13 protein-coding genes are annotated in these 17,779 nt (G+C 69.9%); 9 read left to right on the forward strand and 4 right to left on the reverse strand.

Annotated elements, in window-relative coordinates:
• Together HLB44_RS20510 and HLB44_RS20515 are read left to right on the forward strand one after the other, a co-directional pair.
• The gene (locus tag HLB44_RS20510; RefSeq protein ID WP_173127103.1) at positions 1-561 is read left to right on the forward strand and encodes an SIS domain-containing protein; all 561 of its coding nucleotides are present in this window, start codon (positions 1-3) and stop codon (positions 559-561) included.
• Positions 558-1,190, forward strand: coding sequence for a BON domain-containing protein (locus tag HLB44_RS20515; RefSeq protein WP_173126168.1), 633 nt, complete (start codon positions 558-560; stop codon positions 1,188-1,190). The genes HLB44_RS20510 and HLB44_RS20515 overlap by 4 nt, the downstream gene beginning before the upstream one ends.
• Before the next feature lie 6 nt (positions 1,191-1,196).
• On the opposite strand, the gene HLB44_RS20520 is transcribed toward HLB44_RS20515, so the two are convergent.
• Positions 1,197-2,084 carry an NAD(P)-dependent oxidoreductase gene (locus HLB44_RS20520; protein ID WP_173126172.1) on the reverse strand — a complete coding sequence of 296 codons (888 nt, stop codon included), beginning with the start codon at positions 2,082-2,084 and terminating at the stop codon, positions 1,197-1,199.
• 120 nt (positions 2,085-2,204) lie between these two features.
• On the opposite strand from HLB44_RS20520, the gene HLB44_RS20525 reads away from it, so the two are divergent.
• Together HLB44_RS20525 and pbpC are read left to right on the forward strand one after the other, a co-directional pair.
• Entirely contained in the window at positions 2,205-7,304 is a 5,100-nt protein-coding gene (locus HLB44_RS20525) for an alpha-2-macroglobulin family protein (RefSeq protein ID WP_173126175.1), read from the forward strand.
• Positions 7,305-7,313: 9 nt separating this feature from the next.
• A complete protein-coding gene (gene pbpC / locus HLB44_RS20530) occupies positions 7,314-9,671 on the forward strand; it encodes a penicillin-binding protein 1C (protein WP_425500835.1) in 2,358 nt (785 codons plus the stop codon).
• Positions 9,672-9,675: 4 nt separating this feature from the next.
• Here the strand turns inward: pbpC and HLB44_RS20535 are convergent, their stop codons facing one another.
• The 3 genes from HLB44_RS20535 to HLB44_RS20545 are packed head-to-tail and all read right to left on the reverse strand — an operon-like array spanning position 9,676 to position 12,529.
• Positions 9,676-10,812, reverse strand: a complete 1,137-nt coding sequence (locus HLB44_RS20535; RefSeq protein WP_173126178.1) for a PilT/PilU family type 4a pilus ATPase — start codon at positions 10,810-10,812, stop codon at positions 9,676-9,678.
• 18 nt (positions 10,813-10,830) lie between these two features.
• On the reverse strand, positions 10,831-11,457 hold the full coding sequence (locus tag HLB44_RS20540; protein WP_343051435.1) for a cyclic nucleotide-binding domain-containing protein: 627 nt from the start codon (positions 11,455-11,457) through the stop codon (positions 10,831-10,833).
• A gap of 28 nt (positions 11,458-11,485) precedes the next feature.
• Positions 11,486-12,529 (reverse strand): type IV pilus twitching motility protein PilT, encoded by a 1,044-nt coding sequence (locus HLB44_RS20545; protein WP_173126181.1) that lies wholly within the window; start codon positions 12,527-12,529, stop codon positions 11,486-11,488.
• A gap of 27 nt (positions 12,530-12,556) precedes the next feature.
• Here HLB44_RS20545 and HLB44_RS20550 point away from each other — a divergent pair, with 27 nt between their 5' ends.
• From HLB44_RS20550 to HLB44_RS20570, 5 genes are all read left to right on the forward strand, one after another.
• Entirely contained in the window at positions 12,557-13,261 is a 705-nt protein-coding gene (locus tag HLB44_RS20550; RefSeq protein WP_173126184.1) for a YggS family pyridoxal phosphate-dependent enzyme, read from the forward strand.
• Positions 13,262-13,290: 29 nt separating this feature from the next.
• A complete protein-coding gene (locus HLB44_RS20555) occupies positions 13,291-14,076 on the forward strand; it encodes a CsgG/HfaB family protein (protein ID WP_425500840.1) in 786 nt (261 codons plus the stop codon).
• Positions 14,077-14,407: 331 nt separating this feature from the next.
• A complete protein-coding gene (locus HLB44_RS20560) occupies positions 14,408-15,373 on the forward strand; it encodes a porin (RefSeq protein WP_173126190.1) in 966 nt (321 codons plus the stop codon).
• Between the two features lie 28 nt (positions 15,374-15,401).
• Complete coding sequence (locus HLB44_RS20565) at positions 15,402-16,535, forward strand: branched-chain amino acid ABC transporter substrate-binding protein (protein ID WP_173126193.1); 1,134 nt, start codon at positions 15,402-15,404, stop codon at positions 16,533-16,535.
• A gap of 280 nt (positions 16,536-16,815) precedes the next feature.
• Positions 16,816-17,739 carry a LysR substrate-binding domain-containing protein gene (locus tag HLB44_RS20570; protein ID WP_173126196.1) on the forward strand — a complete coding sequence of 308 codons (924 nt, stop codon included), beginning with the start codon at positions 16,816-16,818 and terminating at the stop codon, positions 17,737-17,739.
• The last annotated feature ends 40 nt before the right edge of the window (positions 17,740-17,779 follow it).

The raw sequence follows: 17,779 nt of genomic DNA on the forward strand, positions 1-17,779 counted from the left end.
ATGCTCGAGCAGCGCATCCAGCAGCACTTCTTCGAAAGCGCCGACCTCAAATACCAGGCCGCCGAAGTGTTGTCCCGTCCGGTGGCCGAAGCGGTGCAGGCCATCGTTGCCGGCTTCACCGCGGGTGGACGCATGCTGGTCGCCGGGCTCGCCGGCGCCGCGCCGCTGGCGCAGCTGGTGGCGGCCAATCTGCTGCAGGGCTTCGAACGTGAACGGCCGGGGCTCGCCGCGCTGGCCCTCGGCCCCGATGCCGCCACGTGGCCGCGCCAGGTCGAGACGCTGGGCCAGCCCGGTGATCTGCTGCTGCTGATCGATGCCGACGGCAATGCGATCGCGCTGGTCGATGTGGCGCGCGCGGCCCAGGACAAGGACATGACGGTGATCGCGTTGACCGGCCGCACCGGCGGCGCACTGCGCGAGGTGCTCGGCGAGACCGACGTGCTGCTGACGGTGCCGCACGAGCGCCGCGCGCGCGTGCTCGAAGTGCAGCTGCTGGTGTTGCACTGCATGTGCGACGCGATCGATCTGCAACTGCTCGGTGAACAACAGGATCCTGCATGAAGCAACTTTTCGCATCCGTCTCGCGCTGCGCCGCCGTGGTGGCCCTGGCGGCGATCACGACCCCGCTCTTCAGCGGCTGTGCGCCGCTGATGGTCGGTGGTGCCGTCGTCGGCGGCCTGATGGCCAGCGATCGCCGCACCTCGGGCGCGCAGGTCGAGGACCAGTCGATCGAGCTGAAGGCGGTCAGCCGCGTCAAGACGGCCATCGGCGATCGGGGGCACGTCAACGTCACCAGCTACAACCGCATGGTGCTGATCACCGGCGAGGTGGCCAGCGACGCCGACCGCGCCGCCGTCGAGCAGGCGCTCGGCCAGATCGAGAACGTGCGCTCGGTGGTCAACGAGCTGGCGGTCACGGCCGCCAGCTCGATCGGTTCACGCTCGAACGACGTCGTGCTGACGAGCAAGGTCAAGGCCAGCCTGATCGACGCGCGCGACCTGCATGCCAACGCCTTCAAGGTGGTGACCGAGCGCGGCCAGGTCTTCCTGCTCGGCCGCGTGACCGAGCGCGAGGCGAACCGCGCGACCGAAGTCGCGCGCTCGATCGGCGGCGTGCAGAAGGTGGTGCGCGTGTTCGAGCTGATCAGCGAGGCCGAGCTGGCCTCCGGACAGCCACCGAAGCAACAGTAGCGCGCGCTACTTCAGCCGGCGAATCAGGCTGGACGTGTCCCAGCGGTTGCCGCCCATCGCCTGCACGTCGGCGTAGAACTGGTCGACCAGCGCGGTCACCGGCAGCTTCGCGCCGTTGCGGCGCGCCTCGTCTAGCACCAGCCCGAGGTCCTTGCGCATCCAGTCGACCGCGAAGCCGAATTCGAACTGGCCGTCGACCATCGTCTTGCCGCGGTTGTCCATCTGCCAGCTCTGCGCGGCGCCCTTGCCGATGACCTCGAGCACTTGCTTCATGTCCAGCCCGGCACGGTCGCCGAAGGCGATGGCTTCGGCCAGCCCCTGCACCAGCCCGGCGATGGCGATCTGGTTGACCATCTTCGCCAGCTGACCCGCGCCACTCTCACCGACCCGCGTGACCGCGCGGGCGAAGGCCATCGCTACCGGCTGCATCGCGTCGAAGGCGGCCGCATCGCCGCCGCACATCACCGTCAGCAGGCCGTTGACCGCGCCGGCCTGGCCGCCGGAGACCGGCGCGTCGACGAAGTGCAGGCCGCTCTGCATCGCGATTTCGTTCAGCTCGCGCGCGACAGCCGCCGAGGCCGTCGTGTGGTCGACGAACACCGCGCCGCTGGCCATGCCGGCGAAGGCGCCGTCGCCGCCGAGCACGACCGAACGCAGGTCGTCGTCGTTGCCGACACAGGCGAACACGAACTGCGCACCTTGCGCCGCTTCGCGCGGCGTCGCGGCCGCGCGGCCGCCGTACTCGGCGGCCCAGGCGGCGGCCTTGGCTGCCGTGCGGTTGTAGACCGTCACGGCGTGCCCGGCGCGCGCCAGGTGGCCGGCCATCGGATGGCCCATCACGCCGAGGCCGAGAAAGGCGACGGTCTTCGCTGCGATCGGTTCGTAGGTCTTCATCCACACGAGTGTAGAGGCCGCTGCAGCGAATGAAACACGCAGCGCCGCGATCGATACGGGGGTGCGACGGCGGCTGTCTAGACTGCAGAATCGCGCGCCCATCGGGTGTGGAGAGTTCGCATGCAAGCCAGGACACGCTGGATCGGAGCGGCTGCGGCCGCGGTGGTGGTGCTCGCGGCGGCCGCCGGCTGGTGGTGGCAGCAGGGGCGACTGCCCGCCGCGCGTGAGGGCGGTGCCGGGCTGCTCGCCGGAAGCGATCCGAACGCGCCCTTCATCGCCACCGACTGCGTCGCGCGGCTGCTCGACGACAGCCCGGCGCTGGCGGTGCTGTTCAGCCAGCCGCTCGACCGCAAGCAGAAGCTGCAGACGCAGCTGCTGGTGTCGGACCTGGGGGCCGCCGGCGCCAAGGCCGACCGCCAAGGCAAGCTGCTGCAAGGCGCCTGGGTGATCGGCGACAACCCGCGCATCGCCTACTTCCCGTACATCGCGCCGCAGCGCCAGTTCCGCATCGAGGTGCAGGCGGGTGTGCTGGCGGCCGACGGCCGCAAGCTCGCCGAGCCCAAGCGCTGCGAAGTGGCCAGCGAAGCGATGTCGCCGTCGTTCTACTTCGCCAGCCGCGGCGTCGTGCTGCCGGCGCAGCAGAACGGCGGGCTGCCGATCGTCACGCTGAACGTGCCCGAGGTCGACCTGCAGTTCCTGCGCGTGCAGGCCGACGAACTGCCGCGCTTCTTCGAACGGGTCGCCGGCGCGCGCCGCAGCCAGGAACCGGCCGAAGAAGGCGAGGGTGACTACGAGAGCGGCTCGAACCCATCACTCAAAGGACGCGTCAGCTCCTGGGACCTCGACCAGCTGCACGCCAGCACGAAGAGCGTCTACGCCGGCCGCTTCAAGACCGAGCCGGCGGCGAACAAGCGCCGCGTCACCTTCCTGCCGGTCGAGGAGATCAAGGAGCTGCAGGAGCCGGGCGTCTACGTCGCGGTGATGTCGCAGCCGGGCCGCTTCGCGCAGGACTACCAGGTCACCTACTTCTACGTCAGCGACATCGGCCTGCAGGCGCAGCGCCACACCAGCTCGCTGGACGCCTTCGCGACCTCGCTGAAGTCGGGCGAGCCGCTGTCGGGCATCCAGTTCGAGCTGCTCGACGGCGACGGGCGCTCGCTCGGCAAGGCCGCGGGGGACGCACAGGGCCACGCGCTCTTCGCCAGCGTGCCGGACGCCGCGACGCTGCTGGTCGCGCGGCGCGCGAAGGAGATGTCGGTGATCGCGCTGCGCGAGCCGGGGCTCGACCTGTCGGAGTTCGACGTCGGCGGTCATCCGTCGCGCAATACCAAGCTCTTCGTCTACGCCGGGCGCGACCTGTACCGGCCCGGCGAAACCTTCCAGGCCTCGGTGCTGGCGCGCAATGCCGATGGCAGGGCGATCGCGCCGCAGCCCCTGGCGGCGACCTTGAAGCGGCCGGACGGGCGCACGGTGCTGACGGCCACCTGGACGCCCAGCGGCCAGCAGCCGGGTTACTTCCAGCGTGCGGTGGCCCTGCCCGCCGACGCGCAGACCGGCACGTGGCTGCTCGAGCTGCGTGCCGACCCGGGCGCCAAGCGGCCCGATGCGAGTTTCAGCTTCCAGGTCGAGGAGTTCCTGCCCGAGCGCATGAAGCTTGACCTGACAACGCCTAAGCCGGTGCTCGGCCGCGACGACCCGTTCGACGTGCAGGTGCGCGGCGCCTACCTGTTCGGCGCGCCGGCGGCCGGCAACCGGCTGCTGGTCAGCGCGACCACCGAGCGGCTGCGTTTCGCGCAAGCGCAGCAGTGGCCGGGATTCATCTTCGGCGACGTCGCCGACGACCGGCTGAAGAAGCGCGAGGAGGTGCCCGAACAAAGCCTCGACGAGGACGGCGATGCGACCGTGACGCTGCCGGTGGCGGCCACCGGCGCGCACTCGCCGCTGCTGGTGCGCGGCAGCTTCAGCCTGCTCGAATCGGGCGGCCGGCCGGTGGTGCGCTCGATCGAGCGCGCGGTGTGGCCGGCGCGCGAGCTGCTGGCGCTGCGCCCGCTGTTCGACCGCGATGTTGCGCAGGAGAACGCCATCGCCGAGTTCGAGCTGATTCGCGTCAACGCGCAGGGCCAGTTCGTCGCCCTGCCGGCCAATGTGAGCGTCCCCGTTCGACTGATCCGCGAGGAGCGCCGCTACTACTGGCGCTACGACGACCAGAAGGGCTGGCATTCGGGCTACGTCGAGAACGATGAGCCGCTCGAAGGTGGCAGCGTCGCTCTGACCGGCGCGCGCACCAAGCTGCGGCTGCCGGTCGGCTACGGCCGCTACCGCGTCGAGCTCGACGATCCGCAGACGAAACTCAAGCTGCGCTACCGCTTCTATGCCGGCTGGGGCGCGCAGGATGCCGAGAGCATCGGCAACCGGCCCGACCGCGTGCAGTTGAAGCTCGCGAATGCGCCGTTGAAGGCCGGCGACAGCGCGCAGCTGACCATCACGCCGCCGCACGACGGCCACGCGCTGGTGACGGTGCAGGGCGACAAGCTGCTGTGGAGCAAGCGCATGGCAGTGTCGGCGCAGGGCACGACGCTGGCGATTCCGATCGATGCGGCGTGGAACCGGCATGACCTTTATGCGACGGTCACGGCGTATCGCCCCGGCAGTGCCGGGGACCGCGTGACGCCGGCACGTTCACTCGGCCTCGTTCACCTGCCGCTGGCCCGCGACGACCGCAAGCTGAAGCTTGCCATCCAGGCCCCGCCCAAGGTGCTCCCGGAAACGACAGTGCCGGTCAAGCTGCGCGCCGAGGGCCTGGCCGGGCAGCCGGCCTGGGTCACGCTGTCGGCGGTCGACGTCGGCATCCTGAACATCACGCGTTTCAAGACGCCGGATCCAGCCGACTTCTTCTTCGGCAAGCACCGCTTCGATGCCGAGCTCGCCGACATGTACGGCAAGCTGATCGAGAAGATGGACGGCCAGCGCGGCAAGCTGGCCTACGGCGGCGACGCGCGCGCCCGTGACACGCAGAGCATGCCGAAGAAGGTCAAGCTGGTCGACCTGTTCAGCGGCCCGGTGCAGCTCGATGCCAAGGGTGAGGCGACGGTGACGCTTGCCATCCCCGACTTCAACGGCACGCTGCGGCTGATGGCCGTCGCCGCCACGGCCGAGAAGTTCGCGCATGCTGAAAGCGAGACCGTCTCGGCCGCACCGCTGGTGGCCGAGATGGCGATGCCGCGCTTCATCGCGCCGGGCGATGCCGCGACGCTGGCGCTGGACGTGACCAACCTGACCACCGAGCCGCAGACCGTCAAGGTCAAGCTGGAGGCGGCCGAGCCGGTGCGCATCGCCGACGGCGAGCGACAAGTGGTGCTGAAGCCGCAGCAGCGCACGACGCTGCGCTTCGCGGCCGAGGCCACCGATGCTTATGGCCTCGGTCGGTTGCGCTTGAAGCTGGCCAGTGCGAGCGGCATCACGATCGCGCGCGAGTCCGTTCTGCAGGTGCAGCCGCCGGCCGCGCTGGAGCGCGAGGTGCGCCGCGCACGCCTCGAGCCCGGAAATACACTGAAGCTGGAACCCGCGCTGCTGGAGCGTTATTACCGTGGCTCCAGCGCGCTCAGTGTCAGCGTCTCGAACAAGCCGCCGCTGAACGTCAGCCGGCTCGTCAAGGGCCTGCTCGACTACCCGTACGGCTGCCTGGAGCAGACCACCAGTGCGGCCTATCCGCACCTCTTCATCGACGAAGCGGGCGCGCAGGCGCTGGGCCTGGCGCCGCGCAGCCGCGCGGAGCGCGCGGCGTTCGTCGAGGGTGCGATCGGGCGGCTCGCCGGCATGCAGAAGGCCAACGGCGGCTACACGCTGTGGGGCGACGGGCCTTACGAATCGTGGCTGTCGGCCTATGTCACCGGCTTCCTGACCGATGCCAAGCAGCAGGGCTTCAACGTGCCCGAGGCGATGCTCAAGCGCGGCCAGGACTGGCTGCTGGGCGAGTTGAACCAGGCGCCGAACCGCTTCCCGTCGCTGCCGGCCTCGGCGCGCGCGAGTGGCCCGGTGCCCACCTTCTCCGGTCGAGACTACGAGCTGGTGCGCGACAGCCACAAGCGCTTCGCCGAACTGGCGCACGTGGGCTACATGCTGGCGCGCGAGCAGAAGGCACCGCTGGCGATGCTGCGCCTGCTGCACGACCAGTACCGCGACCGCGCGCGTTCGCCGCTGCCGCTGGTGCACCTGGCCCTCGCGCTGAAGCTGATGGGCGACGCCAACCGCGCGCAGGTGGCGCTCGACGATGCGCTGGCGCGGCCGTACGGCATCCAGCCGCGCGACTTCGGCTGGGGTTACGAGTGGCTGGGCGACTACGGCTCGTCGCCGCGCGACCTGGCGCTGGCCTATGCGCTGCTGCACCGCCACGAGATGCCGCATGCACGGCGCGAGAATCTGCTGTTCGACCTGGCCGAGCGAGTCGGCGGCCGGCAGTACTACTCGACGCAGGAGCGGCTCGCGCTGTTCCTCGCCGCGCGTGCCGCCGGCGGCGCGGCCGACCAGCCGTGGCGGCTGCAGCTGAAGACCGGCAACGACGTGCAGGCGATCGACTCGCGCACGACCGAGATGCGCAGCTTCGATGCGGCAGCACTGGCGCGCGGCGTCAGCCTGAGCAGCCAGTCCGACGCCGCGCTCTTCGTCGAGATCGACGCCGGCGGTTATCCGCTGAAGGCCCCGGTGCCGCGCAGCGACGTGATCGAGCTCAAGCGCGACTGGTTCGACATGACCGGCAAGCCGGCCATCGGCCGCAGCTTCGCGGTCGGCGAGATGCTGATCGTGCGCGTGCAGGCCCGTTCGAAGCAGCGCATCGAGGACGCGCTGATCGTCGACCGCATCCCGGCCGGCTTCGAGGTCGAGAACCTGAACCTGTCGCAGGGGCCGAAGGCCGAGGAGTTCACGGTCGGCAACGTCAACGTCGGCGAGGCGATGGCCGATGCGCGCATCAAGCACCGCGAGTACCGCGACGACCGCTACGTCGCCGCGGCGAGGCTCGACCCCAACTGGCTCAATGTGTTCTATCTCCTGCGCGTCGTCACGCCGGGCCGCTACGTCGTACCGGGCGCGTTCGCCGAGGACATGTACCGGCCCGAGCTGCGCGGGATCGGGCCGCTGGAGCCGCCGATCACGATCACCGATCCCCGCAGTGCCGCGGTGGCAGCCGTTGCGCCGGCCTCGGCCGCGTCCTCGGGGCGCTAGGAGCGGCTGGTGGTGCTGTCCCGCTGGGTCACCGCCTCGCGCTGGCGCCGGGTGCTGGCCGGCGCGCTCGGCACGCTGCTGGTGCTCGACCTGGCGCTGCCGCCGCCGATCCCGCCGACCGAGCGTGGCAGCGTGATCGTCGCCGCCGACGGCACGCCGCTGCGCACCTATCCCGGCGCCGATGGCATCTGGCGGCAGCCGGTGACGCCGGCGCAGGTGTCGCCGCTCTACCTCGAAGCGCTGCTCGGCTACGAGGACCGCTGGTTCCGCTGGCATCCGGGCGTCAACCCGCTGGCGCTGGCGCGGGCCGGCTGGCAATGGGCGCGCGCCGGGCGCGTGGTCTCGGGAGGCTCGACCTTGACGATGCAGGTCGCCCGCATTCTCGAGCCGCCGCCACCCGGCGGCAGCCGCACACTGGCGGCCAAGCTGCGCCAGACGCTGCGCGCGCTGCAGCTGGAGCTTCGCCTGTCGAAGTCACAGATCCTGACGCTGTACCTGAACCATGCACCGATGGGCGGGATCGTCGAGGGCGTCGAGATGGCCAGCCGCGCCTACCTCGGAAAGTCAGCGGCCAGCCTGAGCCATGCCGAGGCGGCGCTGCTGGCCGCGCTGCCGCAGGCGCCGTCGCGGCTGCGACCGGACCGCGCTGCCGCCGCGGCTTCAAGCGCGCGCGACAAGGTGCTGCGGCGCCTCGAAGCGCAAGGGCAGTGGACTGCGGCGACCGTCGACGACGCGCGGCTCGAGCGGGTCGCCGCGCAGCCGATCCGCGCGCAATGGCTCGCGCCGCTGGCGGCCGAGCGGCTGCGCCAGCGCGCGTTGACCGCGCCACCTTCGGGCTGCGCCCTCCGGTATTCGCCCTTCGGGCGGCCGTGCGGGCTCATGCAGCGCCATCCGCCGGGCCTGCCGGTGCGCTCGACGATCGACGTCGAGCTGCAATCGAGCATCGAGCGGCTGCTGCTCGACCGCGTGCATGCGCTGCCGCCGAAGGTCTCGGCGGCGGTGCTGGTGATGGACAACGATACGCTGGCGGTGCGCGCCTATGCCGGCTCGGTGGACTTCAGCGACCAGCGGCGCGCCGCGCACGTCGACATGACCCGCGGCGTGCGCTCACCGGGCTCGACCTTGAAGCCCTTCCTCTACGCGATGGCGCTCGACGACGGGTTGATCCACAGCGAGAGCCTGCTGGTCGACGCGCCGCAGTCCTTTGGCGGTTATCAGCCGGGCAACTTCCAGGCCACCTTCAGCGGCGCGGTCAGCGCCGCCGAGGCGCTGCAGAAGTCGCTCAACGTTCCTGCCGTCGATCTGCTGGACCGGGTCGGGCCGCTGCGCTTCGCGGCGCAGTTGCGCGCCGCGGGTCTGCGGCTGCGCCTGCTGCAGGGGGACGCGCCGAACCTGAGCCTGATCCTCGGCGGCGGCGGCACGACGCTCGAAGAGCTGGTCGGCGCCTACCGCGCGCTGGCGCGCGGGGGCATCGCCGGCCGCCCGCGTCTGACGCCGGACGAGCCGCGCATCGAGAGCCGGCTGATGAGCGAAGGCGCGGCCTTCATCGTGCGCGACATCCTCGAGGGCGGCGGCCATCCAGAGCGGCCGTTCGCCGGCGGGCCGCAGCGACTGGCGTGGAAGACCGGCACCAGCTTCGGCTTCCGCGACGCCTGGGCGGTCGGCGTCACCTCGCGCCACACGCTCGGCGTCTGGGTCGGTCGGCCCGACGGCACGCCGAACCCGGGCCATTTCGGCGCCAACACGGCGGCGCCGCTGCTGCACGACATCGTCGCCGTGCTGCCCGAGGGCACGAGCGCGCCGCCGTCCCGGCCGGCGAGCGTGCGGCCGGCGCTCAGCTGCTGGCCGCTCGGCCTGGCCTTCGATGCGACGGCGCCCGGGCAATGCGCTGAACGCCGCAGCGGCTGGGCGCTGAACGGCGCGCTGCCGCCGACCCTGCCCGAGCGCGGCCGCAGCGACGGGCTGCTGCTCGCTGAGGGTCGCTGCGCCGACGGCCGTCCGTACCCGGCGCAGGCGCGCTGGCCGACGGCGCTCGACGCCTTCCGCCATGACGTGGCACCGGCCCCCTGCGGCGGCGCGGCCGCCCCGGGCACACCGCTGCGCATCACCGGCCTGGACGACGGCGCCGTGCTGCGCGCGGCACCCGGCGCCGCCGCCATCGATGTGGCCGTGTCCGCGCAAGGCCAGGCCGAAGCGCGCGGCGACGCGGCGTGGGTGCATTGGCTCGTCGACGGCCAGCACGCGCGCCGCAGCCGCGGCAGCGAGTCGTGGACCTTGCGTCTGTCGGACCCCGGCCGCCACACGATCACCGCCCTGGACAGCCACGGCCGACATCACCGCATCGCGGTGACCGTCGTGCCGCGCTGAGCGCTCAAACGATCGTCAGGTGCTCGGTGCCGGCCGCCAGATCCTTGCTGCGCGCCCGCGCGCTGTGCAGCTTGATCGTCAGCCGCAGGTCGTTGACCGAATCGGCATTGCGCAGCGCGTCTTCGTAGGTGACGAGCCCGGCCTCGAAGAGGTCGAACAGCGCCTGGTCGAAGGTCTGCATGCCGTGCTCGCGCGAGCGCTTCATCAGCTCCTTCAGCTCGGCCACCTCGCCCTTGAAGATCATGTCGGCGACGAGCGGCGTGTTCAGCATGATCTCGACCGCCGCGATGCGGCCCTTGCCTTCTTCGCGCGGCAGCAGGCGCTGCGAGACGATGCCCTTCAAATTGAGCGACAGGTCCATCAGCAGCTGCTGGCGCCGCTCTTCGGGGAAGAAGTTGATGATGCGGTCGAGCGCCTGGTTCGAGCTGTTGGCGTGCAGCGTCGCCATGCACAGGTGGCCGGTCTCGGCGAAGGCCACCGCGTGCTCCATCGTCTCGCGATCGCGGATCTCGCCCATCAGGATCACGTCGGGCGCCTGGCGCAGCGTGTTCTTCAGCGCCTGCTCCCAGCCGTCGGTGTCGAGGCCGACCTCACGCTGCGTGATGATGCAGTTCTTGTGCGCGTGCACGAACTCCACCGGATCCTCGATGGTGATGATGTGGCCGTGCGAGTGTTCGTTGCGCCAGTCGACCATCGCCGCCAGCGTCGTGCTCTTGCCCGAGCCGGTGGCGCCGACCATGATGACCAGCCCGCGCTTGGTCATCGAGATGTCCTTCATCACCTGCGGCAGGCCGAGCTGGTCGATCGTCGGCAGCAGCTGCGGGATGGTGCGGAAGACCAGGCCGATGTTGCCCATCTGGATGAAGGCGTTGCAGCGGAAGCGGCCGATGCCCTGCGGCGCGATCGCGAAGTTGCACTCCTTCGTGCGCTCGAACTCGGCGCCCTGCTTGTCGTTCATCACCGCGCGCGCCAGCGCCATCGTGTGCTGGCCGGTCAGCGGCTGCGGCGAGACCTTGGTGACCTTGCCGTCGACCTTGATGGCGGGCGGGAAGTCGGCGGTCAGGAACAGATCGGAGCCATTGCGCGAGATCATCAGCCGCAGCAGGTCGTTGACGAACTTCGATGCCTGGTCGCGTTCCATGGAGAACTCTCTTTCAAGTCATTGCGGCGCCAGCAGCGCGGACAAGCGCGCACCGGTCTGGCGCAGCCGCAGCGCAATGCGCCGCGTGATCGATACCAGCAGTGCCGCAGCCAGCGGCGCATCTTCGGCCAGCAGGCCGTCGAGCGCCGCGCTGTCGAGCACGGCAACGCAACAAGGGGTCAGCGTACGGCAGGCCGAGAAACGCGGGCCGCCGTCGAACAAGGCCATTTCGCCGAGCAGGTCACCGGCGCGCGCTTCCATCAGGCGCGTGACGCTGCCGCCGGGATGCTTGCGCTCGACGGCGACGCGGCCTTCGAGCAGCACCAGCAGGTGATCGCCGATCTCGTCCTGCTTCAGCAGCTCGCGTTCGGCCGGCACGTCGGCGCCTTGCAGCCAGCGCGCGAGCCGGGCCGGTGCGTCGGCCCCGAGCCCGGCCAGCGGCGGATCGGCGTGCCACAGCTGCAGCATGCGTTCGGCGGCTTCAGCCGACGGCAGCGGATGCGCTTTCAGCTCGCCGGCGCGGGTCGCCCAGTCGACCACCGGCGCCGCATCGTCGGCCGGGAACAGGCTGGTGGCGAGCACCGAATCGGTGACTTCCTCCGACACCGGGGTGCGGCGGCTGCGCAGGCGACTGAACAGCTTCACGGGGTTTGGATGGTCACAGGAGCAGGCCTCAGCCCGGGAAGTTCTCGGGGAACTTGGCCTTCGCGCGGGCTTCCATCGGCGAGACGACGTTGCGCCGCACCAGGTCCGAGAGGTTCTGGTCCAGCGTCTGCATGCCCAGGTTCTGGCCGGTCTGGATCGACGAATACATCTGCGCGATCTTGTTCTCGCGAATCAGGTTCCGGATCGCCGAGGTGCCGATCATGATCTCGTGCGCGGCGACGCGGCCCGAGCCGTCCTTCAGTTTGCACAGCGTCTGCGAGATCACCGCGATCAGCGATTCGGACAGCATCGCGCGCACCATGTCCTTCTCGGCGGCCGGGAAGACGTCGACGATGCGGTCGACGGTCTTCGCGGCGCTCGAGGTGTGCAGCGTGCCGAACACCAGGTGGCCGGTTTCTGCGGCGGTCAGCGCCAGGCGGATCGTTTCGAGGTCGCGCATTTCGCCGACCAGGATCGCGTCCGGATCCTCGCGCAGCGCCGAGCGCAGCGCGTTGGCGAAGCTCAGCGTGTGGGGCCCCACCTCGCGCTGGTTGATCAGGCACTTCTTCGACTCGTGCACGAATTCGATCGGGTCCTCGACCGTCAGCACGTGGCCGTACTCGTTCTCGTTGAGGTGGTTGACCATCGCCGCCAGCGTGGTGCTCTTGCCCGAGCCGGTCGGGCCGGTGCACAGCACCATGCCGCGCGGCTTGAGCGCCAGCTCGGCGAAGATCTTGGGCGTGTTCAGCTGCTCGAGCGTCAGGATCTTGCTCGGGATGGTGCGGAACACGGCGCCGGCGCCGCGGTTCTGGTTGAAGGCATTGACGCGAAAGCGCGCCAGGCCCTGGATCTCGAACGAGAAGTCGACCTCCAGCACGTCCTCGTAGTGCTTGCGCTGGGCGTCGTTCATGATGTCGTAGACCATCGCGTGCACTTGTTTGTGCTCGAGGGCCTCGACATTGATGCGCCGCACGTCGCCGTGCACACGGATCATCGGCGGCAGGCCGGCCGAGAGGTGCAGGTCCGACGCCTTGTTCTTGACCGAGAACGCCAGCAGTTGCGTGATGTCCATATGGGTGTGCAGTAGGCTCGGGCGATTATGACGAGCGTGCCGACCAAGTTACAACAAGTCCATGACCGGATTGCCAGCGCGTGCGCCGCCGCCGGTCGCCCCGTGCAGGCCGTCACGCTGCTGGCGGTGAGCAAGACCTTCGGCGCCGAGGCGGTGCGCGAGGCCGCCGCCGCCGGCCAGCGCGCCTTCGGCGAGAACTACGTGCAGGAGGCGCTCGACAAGATCCGCGCCACCGCCGACCTGGGCCTCGAGTGGCACCTGATCGGCCCGTTGCAGAGCAACAAGGCGCGCCTGGTGGCCGAGGCCTTCGACTGGGTGCATTCGATCGACCGGCTGAAGATCGCGCAGCGCCTGTCCGAGCAGCGGCCGGCCGGGCGGGCGCCGTTGCAGGTCTGCCTGCAGGTCAACATCAGCGGCGAGGCCAGCAAGAGCGGTCTGGCGCCCGCCGACGTGCCGGCGCTGGCCCGCGCGGTCGCCGCGCTGCCGCGGCTGCAGCTGCGCGGGCTGATGGCGATCCCCGAGCCGCAGGGCGACTTTGCCGCGCAGCGCGCGCCCCACCGGGCGCTGCGTGCGCTGTGGCAGGGCCTGCGCGACGACGGCCTGGCGCTCGACACGCTGTCGATCGGCATGAGCGCCGACCTCGAAGCGGCGATCGCCGAGGGCGCCACAATCGTGCGCATCGGCACGGCCATCTTCGGCAGCCGGCCGGCGGCCGCGGTGGCGGCCCCCTAGAACGGATTTCGAAAGTTCCTCACATGCATATTCGGTCTTGCGGCCTGGCCGCTGCCGCCATCGGCCTGGCGCTGCTCGCCGGCTGCGGCAAACAAGGCGTCGAGCTGGGCCAGGGCGGCTCGGTGGTCACCGGCTCGGGCGGCCCGCAGGGCGCGAGCAACGCGGCCAAGCAGCTCGTCAAGTGCGATGCGCCGGTGGCGGTCGTCTCGCTGGTCGAGAACCAGGGCGGCTACGTCGGCATCGGCCGCGGCGGCCTGCCCGAATCGCCGCTGCCGCTGGTGCGCGTGCTGATGCAGCAGAGCGGGTGCTTCCGCATCGTCGACCGCCACAGCGGCCTGAAGGCCACGGTGCGCGAGCAGGAGCTGAAGGAGCAGGGCATCCTGCGCGAGGACGGCAGCGTCAAGAAGGGCCGCGGCATCGTCGCGCAGTACAGCGTCGTGCCGAGCCTGACCTTCAGCGAGCAGGACGCCGGCCGCCAGCTCGGCGGCATCCTGGCGGCGATTCCGGTGCTCAACAAGTTCGCCGGCGCCGCCGAGCAGGTCAAGTTCAAGGAAGCGCAGGTCGTGCTGCTGCTGACCGACAACGAGACCACCGAACAACTCTCGTCGGCCACCGGCGCGGCGCGCAGCACCGATCTGGGGCTGGGCGGCATGATGGTCGGCGGCGGGGGTGGTGTCGGCGGACTCGGCTGGAGCAATACCAACGAGGCCAAGGTGATCTCCGCCGCCTTCCTCGATGCGCACAACCAGCTGGTGCAGCAGTTGCGCAGGCTGGCGGCCAAGCCGCTGCCCGAACCGGTGCGCACCAAGGGGTGAGACCCCCAAGACGCCTTCGGCGTCGCCCCCCGAGGGGGATTCAGCCGCCCGGGGGACCCGGATCGGCTGAGCCGGCCCGCGCCGCCTGCGCGCACCCGCGACGCTAGTCCAGCCGCGGGCGAAGCTTTCGCGGTTTGACGGCCGCAAAAGCGGATTCATCGCGCCTTTCAGGGGGCCAGAAGCGTCGGTCAGCGACGCGCTTCTCCGCAACACTGCGCCGCGCAGCGTCACGGCAACAAGCCTTTACGCCGCGGAAGCCGGACGAAGCAGCGCGACAGGGGGTCGCGGCGCTCGGCCGGAGTTGCGCCACCCCTGACCGGACCAGACCTACATGAAGAGAACCGCCATCCTCGGCCGCGCGATCGTCGCCGCCCTCGCCACGCTCGCCGGCGTCAGCGCCGTGCAGGCGCAGTCCAGCGTCACCGCCTACGGCCGCCTGAACCTGACCGTCGAACGGCAGAAGAATGCCGCCGGCGCCACTTCGACCGTGCTGCAGAACAACTCCTCGCGCATCGGCTTCAAGGGCACCGAGGACCTGGGCGGCGGCCTGAAGGCCGGCTTCCAGCTCGAACACGGCTTCGCCGCCGACACCGGCGTCGCCGCGGCGACCTTCTGGGGCCGCCAGAGCGAAGTGAACCTCGGCGGCAACTTCGGCACCGTGCGCCTGGGCAACTTCACCAGCGAGGCGTACTACGCCACCGCTGACTACATCAGCAACCACAACCACGACACCGGCACGTCGTCGGACGCGTTCTACGCCTACGTCGGCCGCAACGCGAACAAGATCGCCTACCGCTTGCCGTCGATGGGCGGCTTCACGCTCGAAGGCGCCGTGTCGCTGCACGAGAGCCAGGTCTCCGGCGGTCGGCCGCTGAAGAACAGCTTCGACCTCGCCGCCAACTACGACGCGGGTCCGTTGCACCTGGGCGCCGGCTACGAGAAGAACGACCAGCAGAACCAGTTCGCCGTGCGCGTGTTCTACGAGCTGGGAGACTTCGGCCTCGGCGCCTACGTGCAGCGCGACGAGAACGGCTATGCCGCCGGCAACCGCACGACGACGCGCCTGACGGCGATGTACACGCTCGGCGGCCTGACCGAGTTCCACCTGAACTGGGGCCATGCCGGCAACTACAGCAAGGTCGCCGGGGACAGCTCGGCCAACCAGGGCACGGTGGGCATCAACTACAAGCTGAGCAAGCGCACCAAGGTCTACGGCTTCTACACCAAGGTCGACGACAAGGGCCGGATCTACGGCGACTTCAGCTCGCTGGCCGTCGGCCTGCGCCACAACTTCTGATCGCTGACGCGAACCCTCGGAGCAACGCATGAAGAAACAGCACTTCGTCATTCATTCGATCGCCGTCGCCGCACTGGCGATGATGGCCGCTCAGGCGCAGGCCCAGGACGTCGTCAAGATCGGCCACGTCGGCCCGGTCTCGGGCGCGCAGGCGCACTACGGCAAGGACAACGAGAACGGCGTGCGCATGGCGATCGAGGATCTGAACGCCAAGGGCGTGACGATCGCCGGCAAGAAGGTCAAGCTGGAGCTGGTGGCTGAAGACGATGCCGCCGATCCGAAGCAGGGCACCGCCGCGGCGCAGAAGCTGTGCGACGCCAAGGTCGCCGGCGTGGTCGGCCACCTGAACTCGGGCACGACGATTCCCGCGTCGACGGTCTACAACCAGTGCGGCCTGCCGCACATCACGCCCTCGGCGACCAACCCGAAGCTGACGCAGCAGGGCTACAAGACGACCTTCCGCCTGCTGGCCAACGACAACGCGCTCGGCGCCGGCCTGGCGCTGCACGCGTCGAACAACCTGAAGCTGAAGAAGATCGCGATCATCGACGACCGCACCGCCTACGGCCAGGGTGTCGCCGAGGTCTTCAAGAAGACGGCGACGGAAAAGGGCATCCAGATCGTCGACGAGCAGTTCACGACCGACAAGGCGACCGACTTCATGGCCATCCTGACGGCCATCAAGTCGAAGGCGCCGGACGGCATCTTCTACGGCGGCATGGACCCGCAAGCCGGTCCGATGCTGCGCCAGATGGAGCAGCTGGGTCTGGCGAACGTCAAGTTCTTCGGCGGTGACGGCATCTGCACGGCCAAGCTGGCCGAGCTGTCGGGCGGCGCCAAGACGCTGGGCAACGTGACCTGCGCCGAAGGCGGCGCCTCGCTGGACAAGATGCCCGGCGGCAAGGCCTGGAAGGACCGCTACGACAAGAAGTACCCGGGCCAGTTCCAGGTCTACTCGCCGTACACCTACGACGCGGTCCACGTGCTGGTCGATGCGATGCAGCGCGCCAACTCGACCGACCCGAAGGTCTACCTGGCGAAGCTGAAGGACGCCAGCTACCAGGGCGTGACGACCAAGATCGGCTTCGAGGCCGATGGCGAGCTGAAGAATCCGGCGATGACGCTGTACACCTACAAGGACGGCAAGAAGCTGCCGCTGTGATGCCCGGCTGCGTGGCCGCGCGACCGGGAATCGCGTGGCCGCTTCAGGCAGCCGCAGCACGGCATCTCCAAGGTTGATCGACGGGCCCCTCCAGGGGCGAGCTTCAGGGGCGACTGGCAACGGTCGCCCCTTTTTTCGTCCTGGCTGGGCACAATCGCCGGATGCCGGCCCCCCAGCGCACTTCGTTCGCGGCCCCCAGGGATCCGAAGGATCCTGCGGGATCCTTGGGGCGCATTGCCCTTCGGGCGGCCGGGCGGGCAATGACCCTTCCTCCGCACCGATGACGCTCACCGAGCTGCGCTACATCGTCGCCGTCGCCCGCGAAAGGCACTTCGGCCGCGCCGCCGAGGCCTGCTTCGTCTCGCAGCCGACCTTGTCGGTGGCGATCAAGAAGCTCGAGGAAGAGCTCGACCTGAAGCTCTTCGAGCGCGGCGCCAGCGAGGTCAGCGTGACGCCGCTGGGCGAAGCGATCGTGCGCCAGGCGCAATCGGTGCTCGAGCAGGCCGCGGCGATCAAGGAGATCGCCAAGCGCGGCAAGGACCCGCTGAACGGCGCGCTGCGCTTAGGCATCATCTACACGATCGGCCCCTACCTGCTGCCCGAGCTGGTCAAGCACGCGATCGAGAAGACGCCGCAGATGCCGCTGATGCTGCAGGAGAACTTCACCGTCAAGCTGCTCGACATGCTGCGCACCGGCGAGCTCGACTGCGCGATCATGGCCGAGCCTTTCCCGGACACCGGCCTGGCGATCGCGCCGCTGTACGACGAACCCTTCGTCGTCGCCGTGCCGATCCGGCATGCGCTCGCGCAGCGCCAGCGCATCAGCGCCGACGAGCTGAAGAAGGAGACGATGCTGCTGCTCGGCACCGGCCACTGCTTCCGCGACCACGTGCTCGAGGTGTGCCCGGAGTTCGCCCGTTTTTCCAGCGACGCCGAAGGCATCCGCAAGAGCTTCGAGGGCTCGTCGCTGGAGACCATCAAGCACATGGTCGCCTCGGGCATGGGCGTGACGGTGGTGCCGCAGCTGAGCATGCCGCGCGATCCGCAGCCGCACGTGGCCTACATCCCGTTCGAGGAACCGGTGCCGACGCGCCGCGTCGTGCTGGCCTGGCGCCGCAGCTTCACGCGCTACGAGGCCATCGCCGCCTTGCGCAATGCGGTGTATGCCTGCGAGCTGAAGGGCGCGCAGCGGCTGACGCCCTGAGCGGCTCGAGGCCGCGCTAGAGTCGCCCGATACCGTTCAA

Source organism: Pseudaquabacterium terrae (assembly GCF_013266755.1).
Classification (GTDB): Bacteria; Pseudomonadota; Gammaproteobacteria; order Burkholderiales; family Burkholderiaceae_C; genus Pseudaquabacterium; species Pseudaquabacterium terrae.